Annotated in this window: 18 protein-coding genes, 1 tRNA gene and 2 pseudogenes; 16 read left to right on the top strand and 5 right to left on the bottom strand. The window is 70.0% G+C overall.

Annotated elements, in window-relative coordinates; translation table 11 throughout:
- Positions 1-241: 241 nt before the first annotated feature.
- Positions 242-326: transfer RNA gene (locus tag H9L22_RS07375), tRNA-Leu, on the bottom strand.
- A 172-nt stretch (positions 327-498) separates the two neighbouring features.
- On the opposite strand from H9L22_RS07375, the gene H9L22_RS07370 reads away from it, so the two are divergent.
- Together H9L22_RS07370 and H9L22_RS07365 are read left to right on the top strand one after the other, a co-directional pair.
- Positions 499-837 carry an L-rhamnose mutarotase gene (locus H9L22_RS07370; protein WP_226966192.1) on the top strand — a complete coding sequence of 113 codons (339 nt, stop codon included), beginning with the start codon at positions 499-501 and terminating at the stop codon, positions 835-837.
- 75 nt (positions 838-912) lie between these two features.
- Complete coding sequence (locus H9L22_RS07365) at positions 913-1,287, top strand: DUF3224 domain-containing protein (RefSeq protein ID WP_187722199.1); 375 nt, start codon at positions 913-915, stop codon at positions 1,285-1,287.
- An 11-nt stretch (positions 1,288-1,298) separates the two neighbouring features.
- On the opposite strand, the pseudogene H9L22_RS07360 reads toward H9L22_RS07365, so the two are convergent.
- Positions 1,299-2,263: pseudogene (locus tag H9L22_RS07360) on the bottom strand (aldo/keto reductase).
- A gap of 9 nt (positions 2,264-2,272) precedes the next feature.
- Positions 2,273-2,950, bottom strand: coding sequence for an undecaprenyl-diphosphate phosphatase (locus H9L22_RS07355; RefSeq protein WP_264292617.1), 678 nt, complete (start codon positions 2,948-2,950; stop codon positions 2,273-2,275).
- Between the two features lie 237 nt (positions 2,951-3,187).
- Between H9L22_RS07355 and H9L22_RS07350 the strand changes: the two genes are divergently transcribed.
- Genes H9L22_RS07350 through H9L22_RS07320 form a run of 7 tightly spaced genes read left to right on the top strand, consistent with a single transcriptional unit; the run spans position 3,188 to position 8,084 of the window.
- On the top strand, positions 3,188-3,841 hold the full coding sequence (locus H9L22_RS07350; protein WP_187722198.1) for an MSMEG_4193 family putative phosphomutase: 654 nt from the start codon (positions 3,188-3,190) through the stop codon (positions 3,839-3,841).
- 39 nt (positions 3,842-3,880) lie between these two features.
- A complete protein-coding gene (locus tag H9L22_RS07345; protein WP_226966191.1) occupies positions 3,881-4,372 on the top strand; it encodes a DUF3090 family protein in 492 nt (163 codons plus the stop codon).
- Positions 4,369-5,145: an SCO1664 family protein gene (locus H9L22_RS07340; RefSeq protein WP_226966190.1), complete on the top strand. Its 777-nt coding sequence runs from the start codon at positions 4,369-4,371 to the stop codon at positions 5,143-5,145. Before H9L22_RS07345 ends, H9L22_RS07340 begins: the two co-directional genes overlap by 4 nt.
- Entirely contained in the window at positions 5,123-6,367 is a 1,245-nt protein-coding gene (gene mshC, locus H9L22_RS07335) for a cysteine--1-D-myo-inosityl 2-amino-2-deoxy-alpha-D-glucopyranoside ligase (RefSeq protein WP_187722197.1), read from the top strand. Before H9L22_RS07340 ends, mshC begins: the two co-directional genes overlap by 23 nt.
- A gap of 60 nt (positions 6,368-6,427) precedes the next feature.
- Positions 6,428-6,691 carry a phosphoribosyl-ATP diphosphatase gene (locus H9L22_RS07330; RefSeq protein WP_187722196.1) on the top strand — a complete coding sequence of 88 codons (264 nt, stop codon included), beginning with the start codon at positions 6,428-6,430 and terminating at the stop codon, positions 6,689-6,691.
- An 11-nt stretch (positions 6,692-6,702) separates the two neighbouring features.
- A complete protein-coding gene (hisG, locus tag H9L22_RS07325; protein ID WP_187722195.1) occupies positions 6,703-7,563 on the top strand; it encodes an ATP phosphoribosyltransferase in 861 nt (286 codons plus the stop codon).
- Positions 7,560-8,084 carry a PH domain-containing protein gene (locus H9L22_RS07320; protein ID WP_187722194.1) on the top strand — a complete coding sequence of 175 codons (525 nt, stop codon included), beginning with the start codon at positions 7,560-7,562 and terminating at the stop codon, positions 8,082-8,084. Before hisG ends, H9L22_RS07320 begins: the two co-directional genes overlap by 4 nt.
- Before the next feature lies 1 nt (position 8,085).
- Here the strand turns inward: H9L22_RS07320 and H9L22_RS07315 are convergent, their stop codons facing one another.
- Complete coding sequence (locus tag H9L22_RS07315) at positions 8,086-8,595, bottom strand: hypothetical protein (RefSeq protein ID WP_187722193.1); 510 nt, start codon at positions 8,593-8,595, stop codon at positions 8,086-8,088.
- A 56-nt stretch (positions 8,596-8,651) separates the two neighbouring features.
- Here H9L22_RS07315 and H9L22_RS07310 point away from each other — a divergent pair, with 56 nt between their 5' ends.
- From H9L22_RS07310 to pheT, 7 genes and pseudogenes are all read left to right on the top strand, one after another.
- Positions 8,652-9,413, top strand: a complete 762-nt coding sequence (locus H9L22_RS07310) for an SseB family protein (protein WP_187722192.1) — start codon at positions 8,652-8,654, stop codon at positions 9,411-9,413.
- The gene (gene infC / locus H9L22_RS07305; protein ID WP_187722191.1) at positions 9,389-10,126 is read left to right on the top strand and encodes a translation initiation factor IF-3; all 738 of its coding nucleotides are present in this window, start codon (positions 9,389-9,391) and stop codon (positions 10,124-10,126) included. Before H9L22_RS07310 ends, infC begins: the two co-directional genes overlap by 25 nt.
- Before the next feature lie 37 nt (positions 10,127-10,163).
- Positions 10,164-10,370 carry a 50S ribosomal protein L35 gene (gene rpmI / locus H9L22_RS07300; RefSeq protein ID WP_187722190.1) on the top strand — a complete coding sequence of 69 codons (207 nt, stop codon included), beginning with the start codon at positions 10,164-10,166 and terminating at the stop codon, positions 10,368-10,370.
- Positions 10,371-10,430: 60 nt separating this feature from the next.
- The gene (rplT, locus tag H9L22_RS07295; RefSeq protein WP_187722189.1) at positions 10,431-10,799 is read left to right on the top strand and encodes a 50S ribosomal protein L20; all 369 of its coding nucleotides are present in this window, start codon (positions 10,431-10,433) and stop codon (positions 10,797-10,799) included.
- A 12-nt stretch (positions 10,800-10,811) separates the two neighbouring features.
- On the top strand, positions 10,812-11,636 hold the full coding sequence (locus H9L22_RS07290) for a TrmH family RNA methyltransferase (protein ID WP_187722188.1): 825 nt from the start codon (positions 10,812-10,814) through the stop codon (positions 11,634-11,636).
- The gene (gene pheS, locus H9L22_RS07285) at positions 11,623-12,732 is read left to right on the top strand and encodes a phenylalanine--tRNA ligase subunit alpha (protein ID WP_187722187.1); all 1,110 of its coding nucleotides are present in this window, start codon (positions 11,623-11,625) and stop codon (positions 12,730-12,732) included. The genes H9L22_RS07290 and pheS overlap by 14 nt, the downstream gene beginning before the upstream one ends.
- A pseudogene (pheT, locus tag H9L22_RS07280) lies at positions 12,729-15,216 on the top strand (phenylalanine--tRNA ligase subunit beta). Before pheS ends, pheT begins: the two are co-directional and overlap by 4 nt.
- A gap of 67 nt (positions 15,217-15,283) precedes the next feature.
- Here the strand turns inward: pheT and H9L22_RS07275 are convergent.
- The gene (locus H9L22_RS07275; protein WP_187722186.1) at positions 15,284-16,111 is read right to left on the bottom strand and encodes a rhomboid family intramembrane serine protease; all 828 of its coding nucleotides are present in this window, start codon (positions 16,109-16,111) and stop codon (positions 15,284-15,286) included.
- Between the last annotated feature and the right edge of the window lie 41 nt (positions 16,112-16,152).

Here is a 16,152-nt window from a genome sequence, read left to right as displayed (position 1 = left end):
GCGGCTTGGGCAACCCAGCCGACACGAGTGAGGGACCTCATGGCAACCCAGGCTATCGTGAAGCGTTGTGACATCGTCGACACTCTGCCCGACTTTCAGCACCCCCACTGCAAAGTGACTCGCAATCACAGGAGACTGGCCGTCAAGCGTAGGCCGACGGTCACCCGGGTTCGCCCAACGCTGAGAACGACAAAAGAGCCGTGACTAGGTGTTATACCTGTCACGGCTCCTCTGAATCGCGTGTCCGAAAGAGGACTTGAACCTCCACGCCCTTAACGGGCACTAGCACCTCAAGCTAGCGCGTCTACCAATTCCGCCACCCGGACGAGTGACATTCCCTTGCGGGATGCGAGAAGTAACTCTAGCAGGTGGGTCCCGGGGGAGCGCAAATCGGAGGCTCCGGGCGCGTGCGCCGTCCGCATCGTGGTCACCCGCCCAGTTGACACGTTTCAAAGGCGGTGCGTAGGGTCGAACGACACTTCCACGGGAGGAACCGACGTGCGTCGCTACTGCTTCATCGGCCGGGTCGATCCGGCCAACCTGGTCGCCTACCGCGAGGCCCATGCCCGCGTCTGGCCCGAGTTGCTCCGCGAACTGAAGGCGGCCGGCTGGAACAACTACTCACTGCATCTCGGCGACGACGGTCTCCTGGTCGGGTACGCCGAGTCGGATGACCTCGATGCGGCGCAGGCGAAGGTCGCTGCCACCGACGTCAACCGCCGTTGGCAGGCCGAGATGGCGCGGCTCTTCGCGACCGAGGGCGCCCCGGACGAGGCGTGGGTCCACCTGGACGAGGTCTTCCACCTGGAGACACAGCTGGCGGCCGCCGGCGAGTGACGCCGGTCTCGCCGGCACCGCACACTGGCCTCCCGGCTGCCCCTAGCATGGGGACAGCGAGCGAGGAGGCTGAGCGTGGGCATCGAAGCCAGCTTTGAGATCGAGATCACCCCGGCAGACGCCGTGCTCCCCGGCACGGGACGCTTCGACTTCACGAAGGAGTGGTCCGGGGCGGCGGCCGGTACCAGTTCCGGCGTCATGTTGAGCGCCGGTGACCCAGCCAGCGGAACCGCGGGCTACGTGGCCCTCGAGACATTCGACGGCGTCCTCGATGGACGCTCAGGGACCCTGGCCTTCCAGCAGTTCGGCCGGATGGAGTCCGGTGCGCAGGAGCTCCGGTACGAGATCGTCCCCGGCTCAGGGACGGGCGAACTCGCCGACGTCGGCGGGACGCTGGCGCTCGCCATCGACGACGACGGTGTGCACCACGTGACGTTCTCGCTGCGCTGAGACGCCGTCAGCTACCCGCGGGCCGCGTTGGGGCCGCCCGAGATGTCGTCGAGCGCCGCCACGATCGGCGCTACCAGCTGTCGGCGCTGGGTCTCGAGCAGCTCGGCCAGCTGCTCCGTCGTCCGCGGACCCACGAGGGCGGACGCAACCTGCGGCGCGTCCCTGACCCAGAGCAACGCCACCTGCACCGGCGACATCCCCAGCCCCTGCGCGGCGTGCGCCAGCGCATCGACGATGGCGCCCGAGCGCGGCTGCAGGTACGGCTCCACGAACCACGAGAAGTGCTCGGCGGCCGCTCTCGACGACTTCGGGACCCGTCCGCCGCGGTACTTCCCGCTGAGAACCCCGCGCCCCAGCCCGGACCAGGCGAGGATCCCGAGCCCGTGGTGGGTTGCCGCCCCCACGATCTCCACCTCTGCCCGGCGGGCCAGCAGCGAGTACTCGACCTGGACGCTGGCCAGCGGGGTGCGGGTGCGGTCAGCGGCCTGCCAGGTCGCCGCCGTCGCCGACTGCCAGCCGACGAAGTTGGAGACGCCCACGTAGCGGGCCATGCCGCGCGACACAGCCGTGTCCAGCGCCGACAGGGTCTCCTCGATGGGCGCGTCCCCCCAGGCGTGCACCTGCCACAGGTCGACATGGTCGGTGCGGAGCCGGCGCAGTGACTGCTCGAGATCGTCCAGCAGCGCGCCCCGTGACGTGTCGATGACCCGTCGCCCGCCGCGCACGACGAAGCCCGCCTTCGTGGCGATGACGAGGTCCTCCCGGGGGATGCCGCCGGCCAGCGCCTTGCCGATCATCTTCTCGGCCACGCCCGCCCCGTACGCGGGGCGGTGTCGATCAGGTTGCCGCCCTCGGCGACGAAGAGGCGCAGCAGGTCCCGCGCCGTCGGCCAGTCGACATCGCGGCCCCACGCCATCGTGCCGAGGCCGATGGGGGAGACGGCCAGCCCACTGGCGCCGAGAGGACGAAGCTGCATGTCCGAAGCCTACGCAGCCAGCACGCCGGTCATGATCAGGACGGCGACGACGGCGGCAAGGCCGAGGCGGTACCAGACGAAGACCGTGAAGTTGTGGGTCGAGATGTAACGCAGCAGCCACGCGATGACGGCGTAGCCCACGACGAACGCCAGCACCGTCGCCAGGATCGTCGGCCCCCAGGCGGCGCTGGCGTCGCCGCCGATGTCCTTGAGCTTGTAGAGGCCGGAGCCGAAGACGGCGGGGATCGCCAGCAGGAACGCGTAGCGGGTCGCGGCCTCCCGGTTGTAGCCGAGGAACAGGCCGGCGGAGATGGTCGCGCCCGAACGGGAGACGCCAGGAATCAGGGCCGCGGCCTGCGCGAGGCCGAGCACGATGCCGTCGCGCCAGGTGAGCTCGCGCAGCTCCTTCGTGTTGCGGGCCCCGATCCGGTCGGCGACCAGCAGCACGATGCCGACGCCCGCCAGCATGGCCACCGTGATCCACAGGTTACGCAGGGACGTGTCGATGGCGTCCTGGAACAGCAGGCCCAGCACCACGATCGGGATGGAGCCGACGATCACCAGCCAGCCCATGCGGGCATCCGGATCGGAGCGCTCCACCTTTCCGGTGAGGCTGCCGATCCAGGCGACGATGATGCGCCAGATGTCCTTGCGAAAGTAGACGAGGACGGCTGTCTCGGTGCCCAGCTGGGTGACGGCGGTGAAGGCGGCCCGGGGTCGCGCCCGTCGAACAGCAGCTGACCGACGATGGAGACATGCGCGCTCGACGAGATCGGCAGGAACTCCGTGAGTCCCTGCACGAGCCCCAGCACGATCGCCTGGATCCAGTCCACGTTTCTTCCCTCCGCCGCAAAACGAGCACGACTCTACCGCGAGGAGCCCGCGACGCCGTCGGCCGCTGGGCCGGCGCGTTAGGGTGGCGCCATGACCAAGGTCGTACTGATCCGGCATGCCAGGTCGAGCGCCAACGCCTCCGCGATCCTCGCCGGACGCCTCCCCGGGGTGGGGCTCGACGACGTCGGGCGCGACCAGGCCGCGGCCCTGATGCAGCTCCTGCGGGGCATCACGCCGTCCGCCGTCTACACCTCCCCGCTGCAGCGCTGCCGCGAGACCGCCGAACTCGCAGGCTGGGCCGACGCCGAGGTGATCGAGGAGCTCACGGAGTGTGACTACGGCTCCTGGAGCGGCCGCCCCCTCGACGAACTGCGCGGGCTCCCTGTCTGGGAGGAGATCCAGCGGACCCCCTCGACGGTGGCGTTCCCGGACGGGGAATCGATGACGGCGATGGCCGAACGCGTGGTCGCCGCCGTGGCGGGGCTCGCCGCGCGCCATGGAGACGGCGACGTCATCGCCGTCTTCTCTCACGGTGATCCCCTCAAGGCGGTCCTCGCCGACGCGCTCGGACTGTCGCTCGACGACTTCCAGCGGCTGCACGTCGGCCCGGCCGGGGTCTCCGTGATCGACTACAGCGGCCCCCGTCCCATGGTCCTGTGCGTCAACTCCGGCAGCGGGGTGGCGGGCCTGGTCAACGCGTCTCATGGCGCGCCGACCGTCGGCGGCGGCGACATCCCGAAGTAGGCTGACGCACATGATGCTGGAGTTCGACCGCCCGGAGCGGTGCATCCTCGGCACCGTCGGTCAGCCGGGCAACCGGCTGTTCCTCGTCCAGGTGGCGCAGGGGGCAGACTGGCCTCCGTCGCCCTCGAGAAGCAGCAGGCGCAACTCCTCGCCTTCCGTATCGGAGAGGTGCTGGACCAGCTCGCCGAACTGGGGCACGACGTGCCGCCGGTCGGACAGCCCGCCGACCTCGGCCCCCTGGATGCCCCCATCTCCGTCGAGTTCCGCGCCGCCGCCATCGGCCTGGCCTGGGACCACGCCACCCGCCGCCTCGTCCTCGAGTTCTTCGCCATCGACAACGACGACGACTCCAGCGAGAACTCTCTGCTGCAGATCCGGCTCACGCCGGCCATGGCCCGCGAGTTCTCGTCGCGGGCCAACGTCGTCGTCGCGTCGGGACGCCCCGCCTGCCCCGCCTGCGGCCAGCCCGTCGACCCCGGCGGCCACATCTGCCCCCGCGCCAACGGCTACCGCGCCGCCCTGTTCACATGACCGGCCCGGCCGGTCGGCTGCGGGTCGTCGGCCGGCTCGTGGATGCCTCCAACGCGACGCTGCTGACCCTCGACGAGGACGAACGTCGCTGGGTGTACAAGCCGGTCATCGGCGAAGCGCCGCTGTGGGACTTTCCCTCCGCCACTTTGTCCCGCCGCGAGGTTGCGGCCTACGCCCTCTCGGAGACGCTGGGGTTCTCTCTGGTGCCCGAGACGGTGTGGGTCGACGGCCCGCTGGGGGAGGGATCGGCCCAGGCGTGGGTCGACGGCGACACCTCCGACCTCGTCGACCTGCTGCGCCCCGAGGTGGTCACGGCGGAGTGGCTGCCCGTCCTTGCCGCGCAGCTGAGCGACGGCAGCCCCATCGTGCTGGCCCACCGCGACGACGCCCAGCTACGCAGGGTCGCGCTGTTCGATGCTCTGCTCAACAACTCCGACCGGAAGGCGGGGCACCTGCTCGTCGACGGGGACCGCCTGGCCGGCATCGATCACGGCGTCAGCCTCCACGTCGAGGACAAGCTCCGCACCGTCCTGTGGGGATGGGCGGGGACCCGCTCCGTCCCGACGAGATCGAGGTGGCGACGGCTGCGGCCGCGCTGGATGTCGCCCCGGCGCCGGGTCTGGCGGACGAGGAGTGGGAGGCGCTGCGCGACCGTGCGGATTCGCTGTTGGCGAACGGGGTCTTTCCGCTGCCGTCTGAGCGGTGGCACCGGATCCCTTGGCCCCCGATCTAGGCGCTACCCTGGCAGCCATGTATGCCTGGCCCCCGGTTGATGTGCCCACGGTTGCTCCCTCCGCTGACGTGCCGGAGACGTTGTCCGTGTTCGACACGGCACGCCGGGAGCTCGTCGAGGTGGCGCCGGGGAACGACGCCCGCATGTACGTCTGCGGCATCACGCCCTACGACGCGACCCACCTGGGCCACGCGAACACCTACCTGACCTTCGACCTCGTCAACCGGGTCTGGCGTGACCTCGGCCGATCGGTCAACTACACCCAGAACGTCACCGACGTCGACGACCCGCTGCTGGAGCGCGCGGCGCAGACAGGGCAGGAGTGGGAGGAACTGGCCGAGGACCAGACCGAACTCTTCCGCAGCGACATGCGCGACCTCCGTGTCATCCCGCCCGACCACTTCGTGGGCGCCGTCGAGTCCATCGCGCTGGTCATCGAGCTGATCGAGGAGCTCCTGCCGAGCGGGCTCGTCTACCAGGTCGACGATCCCGAGCACCCCGACTGGTACTTCAACACCGTCGCGGCCCCCGGCTACGGCACCCTCTCCCACCTCGACGAGGCGGAGATGATCGCCCAGTTCCGGGACAAGGGCGGCGACCCCGACCGGGCCGGCAAGCGGCACCCGCTCGACTGCCTGGTGTGGCGGTTCGCGCGCCCGGAGGAACCGAGCTGGACGTCGTCGCTGGGTGCGGGCCGCCCGGGCTGGCACATCGAGTGCACGGCCATCGCGCTGCGCTACCTCGGCTCGGCCTTCGACATCCAGGGCGGCGGCTCCGACCTGATCTTCCCCCACCACGAGATGTGCGCCGCCGAGGCGATCGTCGCGTCGGGGCAGCCGCTGGCCGAGGCGTACGTGCACTCGGGCATGGTGGGGCTGCACGGCGAGAAGATGAGCAAGTCCAAGGGCAATCTGGAGCTTGTCAGCCGGCTCCGCCACGCCGGGGCCGATCCCATGGCCATCCGGCTGGCGCTGCTCGACAACCACTACCGCGACGACTGGGAGTGGACCCCCGACCTGCTCGAGCGGGCCACCCACCGCCTCGCAGCCTGGCGAGGCGCCCTCAACAACCCGACGGGGTTGCCGGCCGCCGGGACCATCGCCGAGCTCCGCCGCGCCCTGCGCACAGACCTCGACGCGCCGGCCGCGCTCCGTGCGGTCGACACGTGGGTGGCCGGGTCCCTCGCCGTCGACAGCGACGACACGGACGCGCCCGTAGAGCTCGCGGTCGCCCTCGACGCACTGCTCGGCATCCGGATCTGACCAGCCGTCCGGCGACGTCACGGCGGCAGGACGCCGGGCCCGACGCGGTAGGCTGCCAGCGTGAAGTCGTTTGAACAGCTCTTCGAGCAGCTCACCGAAACCGCCCGCACCCGCCCCGAGGGATCCCACACCGTGGCCCGCCTCGACGCCGGCGTGCATGCCATCGGCAAGAAGATCGTCGAGGAGGCCGCCGAGGTCTGGATGGCGTCCGAGTACGAAACCAAGGAGCAGGCGGCCGAGGAGATGAGCCAGTTGCTCTACCACGTGCAGGTCATGATGATCGCGCTCGATCTCGACCTCGAAGACATCTACCGCTACCTCTGACAGGGACTCCCGTGAGCACACCCCGACTCCTCCGCATCGCCGTCCCCAACAAGGGCGCCCTCGCCGAGCCCGCCGCGGCCATGCTGCGCGCCGCCGGCTACCGCCAGCGCTGGGACCTCAAGGACCTGACGCTGATCGACAGCGACCACGAGGTCGAGTTCTACTACCTCCGCCCCCGCGACATCGCCGTCTACATCGGCCGTGGCGACCTCGACCTCGGCATCACCGGCCGCGACATGCTCCTGGACTCCGCGGCCGACGCCACCGAGATCATGCAGCTGGGCTTCGCCGGCTCCCGGTTCCGGTTCGCGGCGCCCGTGGGCACGACCCTGACCCTGCCCGATCTCGAGGGCCTCCGCATCGCCACCAGCTACCCGGGGCTCCTCGATGGCTACCTGCGGGAGCAGGGCATCAGCGCCGAGCTGGTCAAGCTCGACGGCGCCGTCGAGTCCGCGATCCGGCTCGGCGTGGCCGACGTCGTCGCCGACGTGGTCGACACGGGAACCACCCTGAAGCGGGCAGGCCTCGAGCTGTTCGGCGACCCGATCTGCACCTCGGAGGCGGTGTTGATCCAGCGGAACGGCAGCGATCTGCCGCCGCAGGCCGACGCTCTGCGCACCCGGCTGACGTCCGTGCTCGTCGCCCAGAACTACCTGATGATGGACTACAACGTGGAGGCCGGGAACCTGGCCGCGACCACGGACCTCGCCCCCGGCGTCGAGGGGCCCACCGTCTCGACGCTCGCCAAGGACGGCTGGTGCGCCGTCCGGGTGCTGGTGCCCCGCAAGGGCGTGCACCTGCTGATGGACAGGCTCTACGAGGCGGGGGCGCGGGGCATTCTGCTCACCGAGCTCGCCGCGTGTCGGCTGTGAGCGAGGACACCGGGGACCTCCCGGAGCGGCTGTCCTACACCAGCCCGCCCGCGCTGATGACGTCGGTGGTGCTGTCCATCGTGCTGCTGTCGTGTGCGATGTTCGGATGGTGGGCGCTCGGAGCGGAGATCCGCGAGCAGATCACGTGGCCCCAGATGGCGACGCTGCTGTTCTTCATCGTCTTCATGATCGGGATGATGCTGTCGATCGGCTACTCCAGGCTGTGGGCCTCCGATGAGGGCGTCGTCGTCCGCAACGGCCCCATCGTCCGGCGCTACCGCATCGACCAGATCGCCGGCGTGCGGCTGCGGCCCGGCGATGCCTGGAGCTCGCTGCTCCTCAAGGCCGAGCCGGAACTGGTGCGCAAGCCGGTGCTCGCCATCCAGTTCCTGGAGGGCGAGGCAGGGCAGCGCAAGGTCGTCGAGCTTCGACGATGGCTGGTGGCCCATGGCGCCTCGGCGTCCGGTCCCATGCAGGAGCCCGACGCGGGCGCCGATGAGCAGGGGCCTCAGCAGCCCTGAATCACATGATGCCGCGCTTGCGCAGCAGGGCCTCGATCTCCGCATCCTCGGCGTCGAGGCCCTTCTGTTGTGCGGGCTTGCCCGTCGGCTTCGCTGCGGGCGGCGGGGTGGCCGGAGTTCCGGGGCGTGCCGCCGGCCCGGCCTCGACGGGCCGCGCGGCGGGGCGCGGCGGGGCGGCCGGCTTGGCTGGCGCCTTTCCCTCCTCGACCGCCGGACGGCTGCGCCGGGGGAGGAGGGCGCCGAGCGCGAAGATGGCGATGCCGCCGACCAGCAGACCGATGCCCCACGCCGTCACGTTGGTGAACACCGTGCGCTGGAGCCAATCGATGAGGCTGACCACGCCGTTGATCGTGAGATCGGTGAAGCCGACCAGGTAGTACCCCACCGGGATCGCAGCGAGGCCGATGCCCCGGACCAGCGGTCGGGCGCTGTGTGAGCGCGCCGTCAGCCCCGCCGCGACGGCGAGGATGACGAGGGTCAGGCCCACGGTGATGATCAGCGAGATTGGCATGGGGTCCAGTGTTCCACACGGGGGGCCGGACCCGACGGGGCGCTAGTGTCTGCGTCATGCCCGATCTGCGCACGCTCGCCCAGCCCAACTCCCGCTTCTCCGGCGACGACGGGGCCCCCGATCCGGTGACCCGCGCCGCCATCGCAGGCGCCCGCGACCAGAAGGGGTACATCCGGGCTCTGGTGGCGCTGTGCACCTCGCGCCTGCTCATGCCGATCGTGGCCAGCGGCGACGAGGGCGGAGACGGGCCCGATCCCGACCGTCACGCCGAGATGGCCGCGGTCACCCTCGAGGAGGACGGCGACATCCACCTGCTGGCCTTCACGGGCATCGACTCGATGCGGGCCTGGAACCCGCAGGCCAGGCCGGTGCCGTGCCTCCTCGACGAACTGTGCACCACGGTCGCCGCCGCGGGAGCCACCCGCCTGCTGCTCGACGTCGCCGGACCCGTTCCCTTCGTCATCGCCGGGGAGGCGCTGGACCTGCTCGCTGACGGCAACGCCCTAGTCGAGTTCGAGAACGAGGAGTTCGCCTGGGTGAAGTACGCCGAGGAGGGTGCGGGGGAGCGGGCCGCGGAGGTCGACCCGGGGAGGAAGGCCCCACCAACGCCTGATTGGTGTTTGGAGCCCGAACCACGTAAAGTTGCCCGAGTTCACCGGCAGCTTCGGCTGCCCGCACAAGCGGAGCCTCACTCCCACCCGCGTCTGCCCCAGGGCGGCCGGGTCGCCGAACCGGCAGTTTACTGTCCACGGTTCATGGTGTCGGGGCCCTCGCATGCGCGGGGGCCTTTTGCATGTCGGGACACGCCACATTCGTGAACACTGGAGGACCCATCAGCACTGAACCGCGGATCAATGATCGCATCCGAGTACCCGAAGTCCGGCTCGTCGGCCCCAACGGCGAGCAGGTTGGAATCGTCCGCGTCGAGGACGCCCTGCGTCTAGCGGCGGAGAACGATCTGGATCTTGTCGAAGTTGCGCCGATGGCACGTCCCCCGGTCGCCAAGCTGATGGACTACGGCAAGTTCAAGTTCGAGGCGGCGCAGAAGGAACGCGACGCCCGACGGAACCAGTCGAACGTCAGCACCAAGGAGATGAAGCTCCGTCTCAAGATCGACAGCCACGATTACGAGACGAAGAAGGGCCACGTGGTCCGCTTCCTCAAGGGCGGCGACAAGGTGAAGATCACCATCATGTTCCGCGGCCGGGAGCAGTCCCGTCCCGAGCTGGGTATGGAGCTGCTGAAGCGCCTGGCAGCCGACATCGCCGAGTACGGCTACGTCGAGTCCGCCCCCAAGCAGGACGGCCGCAACATGCTGATGGTGGTCGGCCCCACGAAGAAGAAGACCGAGGCGCGGGTCGACCAGGCGGCCGACCGAGAGCGCCGCATGGCGGAGCGCAGGTCGAACGCCGAGCTGGAGCGGGCGGCTGAGGCCGAACTGCGCGCAGCGGCGGCAGCCGAGGCTGCCGCGGCAGCGGCGAAGAAGAAGCGCGGTCCTGCCGACAACATGGACCCTGACATCGATCTCTGACGAGATCGTGTCGATTACCTAAGAAAGCGAGCCAAATATGCCGAAGATGAAGTCGCATTCCGGCGCGAAGAAGCGGTTCAAGACGACCGGGACGGGCAAGCTCCGTCGCCGTCAGGCGAACCTGGGCCACCTCAACGAGCACAAGGCCTCGACCCGTCTGCGTCGCCTGTCGACCAGCGAGGCTGTTTCCCCCGCCGATGCCAAGAAGATGCGCAAGCTTCTCGGCAAGCACAAGGGCCGCTGAGTCCACCTTCTTCCAGACGACAACCGTCGGCGCCCGCCGACATACCCCAAGGAGTAACCCATGGCACGCGTGAAGCGTTCTGTGCATGCGATGAAGAAGCGTCGCGAAATCCTCGAGCAGGCCTCCGGCTACCGCGGTCAGCGCTCGCGTCTCTACCGCAAGGCCAAGGAGCAGATCCTGCACTCGGCCACCTACGCCTACCGCGACCGTCGCGCCAAGAAGGGCGACTTCCGCGCGCTCTGGATCCAGCGCATCAACGCCGCGGCCCGTGCCGAGGGAATGACCTACAACCGTCTCATCAGCGGCCTGAAGAACGCCGGCGTCGAGGTGGACCGCAAGATCCTCGCTGACCTTGCCGTCAACGATGTCGCGACCTTCAACGCGCTGGTTGCCGTCGCCAAGGACAACCAGCCTGCCGCTGCTGCCTGATCGGGCGGTGCAGTGACCTCAGAACCGAACGCCGCACCTGGACTTCCCGCCTCGGTGCTGCGTTCGGTTCGTCGTTTGACGCAGCGCCGGGGCCGGGACGTCGCAGGCAAGTTCCTCGCCGAGGGGCGCCAGGCGGTGCGTGAGGCGCTCGCCTCCGGGCTCGTCGACGAGGTGATCGTCGACGACCCCGCCAGGCACGCCGATCTCCTCGACGGCCTCGACGTTCCTGTGTGGCGCGCCCACGAGGGCCAGATGCGTGAGCTCAGCGACACCGTCACCCCGCAGGGGATCGTGGCGGTCTGCCGCCAACTCGACTTCGGCTGGGACTCGTTGCAGGGTGCCCGGCTCGTCGTCATCTGCGCGCAGGTCCGCGACCCCGGCAACGCCGGCACCGTCATCCGGTGCGCCGACGCGTTCGGGGCGGATGCGGTCATCCTGACCGCAGGCAGCGTCGAGATCTACAACCCCAAGACGGTCCGCTCGACCGTCGGCAGCCTGTTCCACATGCCGATCCTGACGGGCATCCCGCTCGCCGAGGCCGTCGCCCGGGTCAAGGCGCAGGGCATGACGGTGCTCGCAGCCGACGGCGACGGCGCACCCCTCGACCTCAAGGCCGCGGCCGGCGAACTCAGCGGCCCCGTCGCCTGGATGATGGGCAACGAGGCGTGGGGGCTGCCCGAGGAGGACGCCCGCTTAGCGGACGAGGTCGTCGCCGTCCCCATGTGGGGACAGGCCGAGAGCCTCAACCTTTCCAGCGCGGCCGCCGTCTGCCTCTACGCCACGGCATCCGCGCAACGACGAGAGCCAGAAGATGGAGGGTCCCATGTCAGGGCCTAACGACAACTTCGATCCCAAGCAGGTCGCCGCGCTCGACCCGGCTGCCGTGGACGGCTACGTGAGCGAGGCGCTCGCCGCCATCGCCGCCGCCGACACGTCGGCAGAACTGAAGCGCGCCCGCGCCGACCATGCCGGCGACACGTCCCCGCTGGCGCTGGCCAACCGTGAGATCGGGGCGCTGCCCCCGCAGGCGCGCAAGGAGGCCGGCCAGCGCGTCGGCAAGGCCCGCGGCCAGATCAACCAGGCGCTCGCCCAGCGGCAGGAGGCTGTCGCTGCCGCTGAGCTGCAGGCCGCGCTGGCGGCCGAGCACATCGACATGACGCTTCCCGTCGACATCGCCCCGCAGGGCGCGCTGCACCCCGTCACCAACCTCATTGACGAGATGATCGACGTCTTCGTCGCGATGGGGTGGGAGGTCGCGGACGGCCCCGAGCTCGAGGCCGAGTGGTACAACTTCGACGCCCTCAACCTGGCCCCCGACCATCCGGCGAGGGCCCTGCAGGACACCCTGTGGGTCGATCCGCCGGAGGCAGGGAAGCTGCTGCGTACGCAGACCTCCCCGGTCCAGGCGCGCGCCATGCTCACGCGCGGCGTCCCGCTGTACATCATCAGCCCCGGCAAGGTGTTCCGCTCCGACGAGTACGACGCGACCCACCTGCCCGTCTTCCACCAGCTCGAGGGCCTCGTCATCGACAAGGGCATTTCCATGGCGGACCTGCGCGGCACGCTCGACCACCTGGCCCGTGCCATGTTCGGCGACGTGAAGACCAGGATGCGCCCGCACTTCTTCCCCTTCACCGAGCCGTCGGCCGAGGTCGACCTCGAGTGCTTCGTCTGCCACGGCGACTCGGTCGGCAATCCCGACCGGCCCTGCCGCACCTGCCGCTCCGAGGGCTGGATCGAGTGGGGCGGCTGCGGCATCGTCAACCCGCGGGTGCTCGCCGCCTGCGGCATCGACCCGAACGAGTACACCGGCTTCGCGTTCGGCATGGGCGTCGACCGCACCGTGATGTTCCGCACCGGGGCCTCCGACCTTCGCAACTTCGTCGAGGGCGACATCCGCTTCAGCCGTTCGATCCTGGGAGGAGCCCGATGAAGGCCCCGATCTCCTGGCTCCGTGACCTCGTCACGCTGCCCACCGATGCCACGACGGCCACGCTGGTCGACCAGTTCACCAGCGTCGGCCTGACAGTCGAGCGCGTCGAAGAGACCGGCTCGCCGGTCACCGGCCCGCTGGTCGTCGGCCGCGTCCTGACCTACGTCGACGAACCACAGAAGAACGGCAAGACCATCCGGTACTGCCGCGTGGACGTCGGCGACCACAACGATCCGGCCTCGGATGACCACCCGGCCAGCCGAGGCATCGTGTGTGGCGCCCACAACTTCGACGAGGGCGACCTGGTCGTCGTTGCGCTTCCCGGGGCCGTGCTGCCCGGCGACTTCGCCATCGCGGCGCGGAAGACCTACGGGCACATCTCCGACGGCATGATCTGCTCCATGCTCGAGCTCGAGCTGGGGGAGGACCACGATGGGATCATTGTCCTGCCCGCCGACGCGGCCGCCCCCGGTGCGGATGCGACCGAGGTGCTGTGGACCGCCGACCAGGTCCTCGACATCGACGTGACGCCGGATCTCAGCTACTGCCTGTCGATCCGGGGACTGGCGCGGGAGGCGGCGATCGCCAACGCCGTCAGCTTCGAGGACCCGTACCGCACACCCCTGCCCGCGGCCACGGACGGGGGCTACCCGGTCGTGCTCGAGTCGGACCGCTGTGGCTCGTTCGTCGCGCTGACGATCGACGGCATCGACCCCTCGGCACCGACCCCCGACTGGATGGCCAGGCGCCTGCGCGCCGCGGACGTGCGGTCGATCTCGCTCGCCGTCGACGTCACCAACTACGTGATGCTCGAGGCAGGGCAGCCGCTGCACGCCTACGACGCCGCCACGCTGGCCGGCCCGATCCGTGTCCGTCTCGCGGCCGCGGGGAGAAGCTCCGCACGCTGGACGGTCAGGACCGCGACCTCGACGCCGACGACCTGCTCATCACGGACGACTCGGGCCCGATCGGCCTGGCGGGTGTGATGGGTGGCGAGACCACCGAGGTCTCCGCGACCACCACCTCGATCGTGCTCGAGGCTGCCAACTTCCAGCCGGCCTCCGTGTCGCGCACCTTCCGTCGACACGGACTCCCCTCGGAGGCGTCCAAACGTTTCGAGCGGGGTGTCGACACGCAGCTCGCCTATGCCGCGGCGCAGCGGGCGGCGAAGCTCCTCGTCGCACACGGCGGCGGCGAGATCACCGCTGAGACGATCGTCGGCGGGGCCCCGGCGCCCCACCACATCACGCTGCGGGCCGGGCTCATCCCGGCACTGCTGGGCACGCACGTCGAGCAGGACGAGACGATCCGGCTGCTGACCGCAGCCGCGATCCCCGTCACTGCGCTAGGCGACTCATTCACCGTGACCGCCCCGAGCTGGCGCGGAGATCTGGTCGATCCGTACGACGTCGTCGAGGAGGTCGCCCGGCACGTCGGCTACGACCGCATCGGCCTGCGCCTGCCGACGGCGCCTGCCCGGCCGGAGCTCGACCAGTCAATTCGCAACCGCCGTGCCGTTCTGCGTGCCGTCGCCGCGCTCGGGTTCAGCGAGGTGCTGACCCTGCCGTTCGCCTCTGTCGAGGAGATCGACCACCTCGGTGTGCCCGAGGGTGACGCCCGGCGCCGGCAGGTGGCGCTGGCCAATCCCCTGTCGCGGACCCACGGCTATCTGCGCACCACCCTGCTGCCGGGGCTGTTCGCCGCGATCGCCCGCAACACGTCCAGGAGCCTCACCGATCTGGCGCTCTTCGAACAGGGTCGGGTCTTCCTCGACGGGGAGAGCCTGCGGCTCCCCGCCCCGCCGTGACCCACCGTCCCGGGCACGACGAGCTTGCCGCCATCGACGAGGCACTCCCGGCGCAGCCCCGCACCATCGCGGCCGTCGTGGCCGGGAACTGGCGTCCCGCCGGATGGCAGGGCCCGGCGGTGCCGGCCGACTGGACCCACGTGGTCGCGTTCGCTGAGGCGGCGGCCGGAGCCGTCGGCCTTCGCCTGGCCCGCCGCAACGTCCGGCACGCCCCGTGGCACCCGGGACGGTGCGCGGAGCTCAGCATCAACGGACTGGCCATCGGCCACGCCGGCGAATTGCATCCTGACGTGATCGCGGCCTACAAGCTGCCGGAGCGGACCTGCGCCGTCGAGTTCGACCTGGATCTTCTGCTGGCCCACGCCACAGGGCAGGGCAGCATCGGGATCCTGTCGCCGTTCCCGCTGGCGAAGGAGGACGTCGCCCTCATCGTCGACGCCACCGTGCCGGCCGCGGAGGTGGAGGCGGCGCTGCGTGAAGGCGCCGGGGAACTCCTGGAGAGCATCACCCTGTTCGACGTGTACACGGGCGAGCAGGCTGGCGAGGGTCGCAAGTCTCTCGCCTTCGGGCTCCGGTTCCGGGCGGACCGGACTCTGACGGACGCCGAGGCCGCCGAGATCCGGCAGCGGGCGGTGGCTGTCGCCGTCGATCGCTTCGGCGCCGTCCAGCGCGCCTGAGGTCAAGCGGCCAAGCAAAGCGGCCCCCGGGAGGATCCTCCCGGGGGCCGCTCGCATCCTGGCCGGCTCAGCGGCGCCGCAGCCGCAGCTTCTCCAATTCGTTGCGTTCGGCCTTGGTCAGCGACTGGAAGCCGCCTTCGTTGATCTTGTCGAGGAGTTGATCGATGCGGGCCTCGTCGGAGACCCGTCGCTCGGGGTGACGGGAGTGGCCCTTCGTCGGATGCGACGGCCGCGGGGCAGCCGGACGCTGGCGGGTGGGCCTGCTCGCCAGCGGACCGCCGGGGATCCACGGGTACAGGCTGAGCAGCCCGACCGAGCGGGCCGCGATCGCCACCAGCACCATGGACAGCAGCATCGCCAGCAGCCCACCCCAGGCGCGTGCCGCCAGGTAGCTGAGGACCTGCATCGCTACGATGAAGATGCCGAACGCCCAGGCCGGGATGCCGAAGAAGAACTGCCGGTTCGGGCCCTCAGCGATCCACAGCAGCAGGACCGCCAGTTCCACCATCCCCAGGCCGAAGAGCATGCCGGGGGCGATGAACCCCACGAGGGTGAACGCCAGCGTCATCGAACCCCAGATGCCGACGAAGAGCCAAGCCATCTTCTTGCGACCGAGCTGCGCCTCGAGATCGCGGCCGAAGAGCCACAGGAACACGAGGTTCAGCACCGTCCAGATCGAGAAGCCGTCCACGAACGGCCAGGTGAATGGGCGCCAGACCTGGCCCTGGAGCAGTTGATGCGGCGAGTAGGCCAGGCTCATGACCAGCCCGCCGCCCACGAAGATGGTGACGAGGATCCCGATGGCCCCCGCGAGGACGACTGCAACGGTCGAGGTCACCGGGAGACGACCCAGCCGGAACCAGCTGTCGTCGGTGTCATGGAAGAAACGGCTCACACCCCAAGGGTGCCAGACAAACCCAACACCGCGATGCCAGG

The organism is Tessaracoccus defluvii, from assembly GCF_014489575.1.
Lineage (GTDB): Bacteria > Actinomycetota > Actinomycetes > Propionibacteriales > Propionibacteriaceae > Arachnia > Arachnia defluvii.
This window is presented reverse-complemented; position numbering and strand designations above follow the sequence as displayed.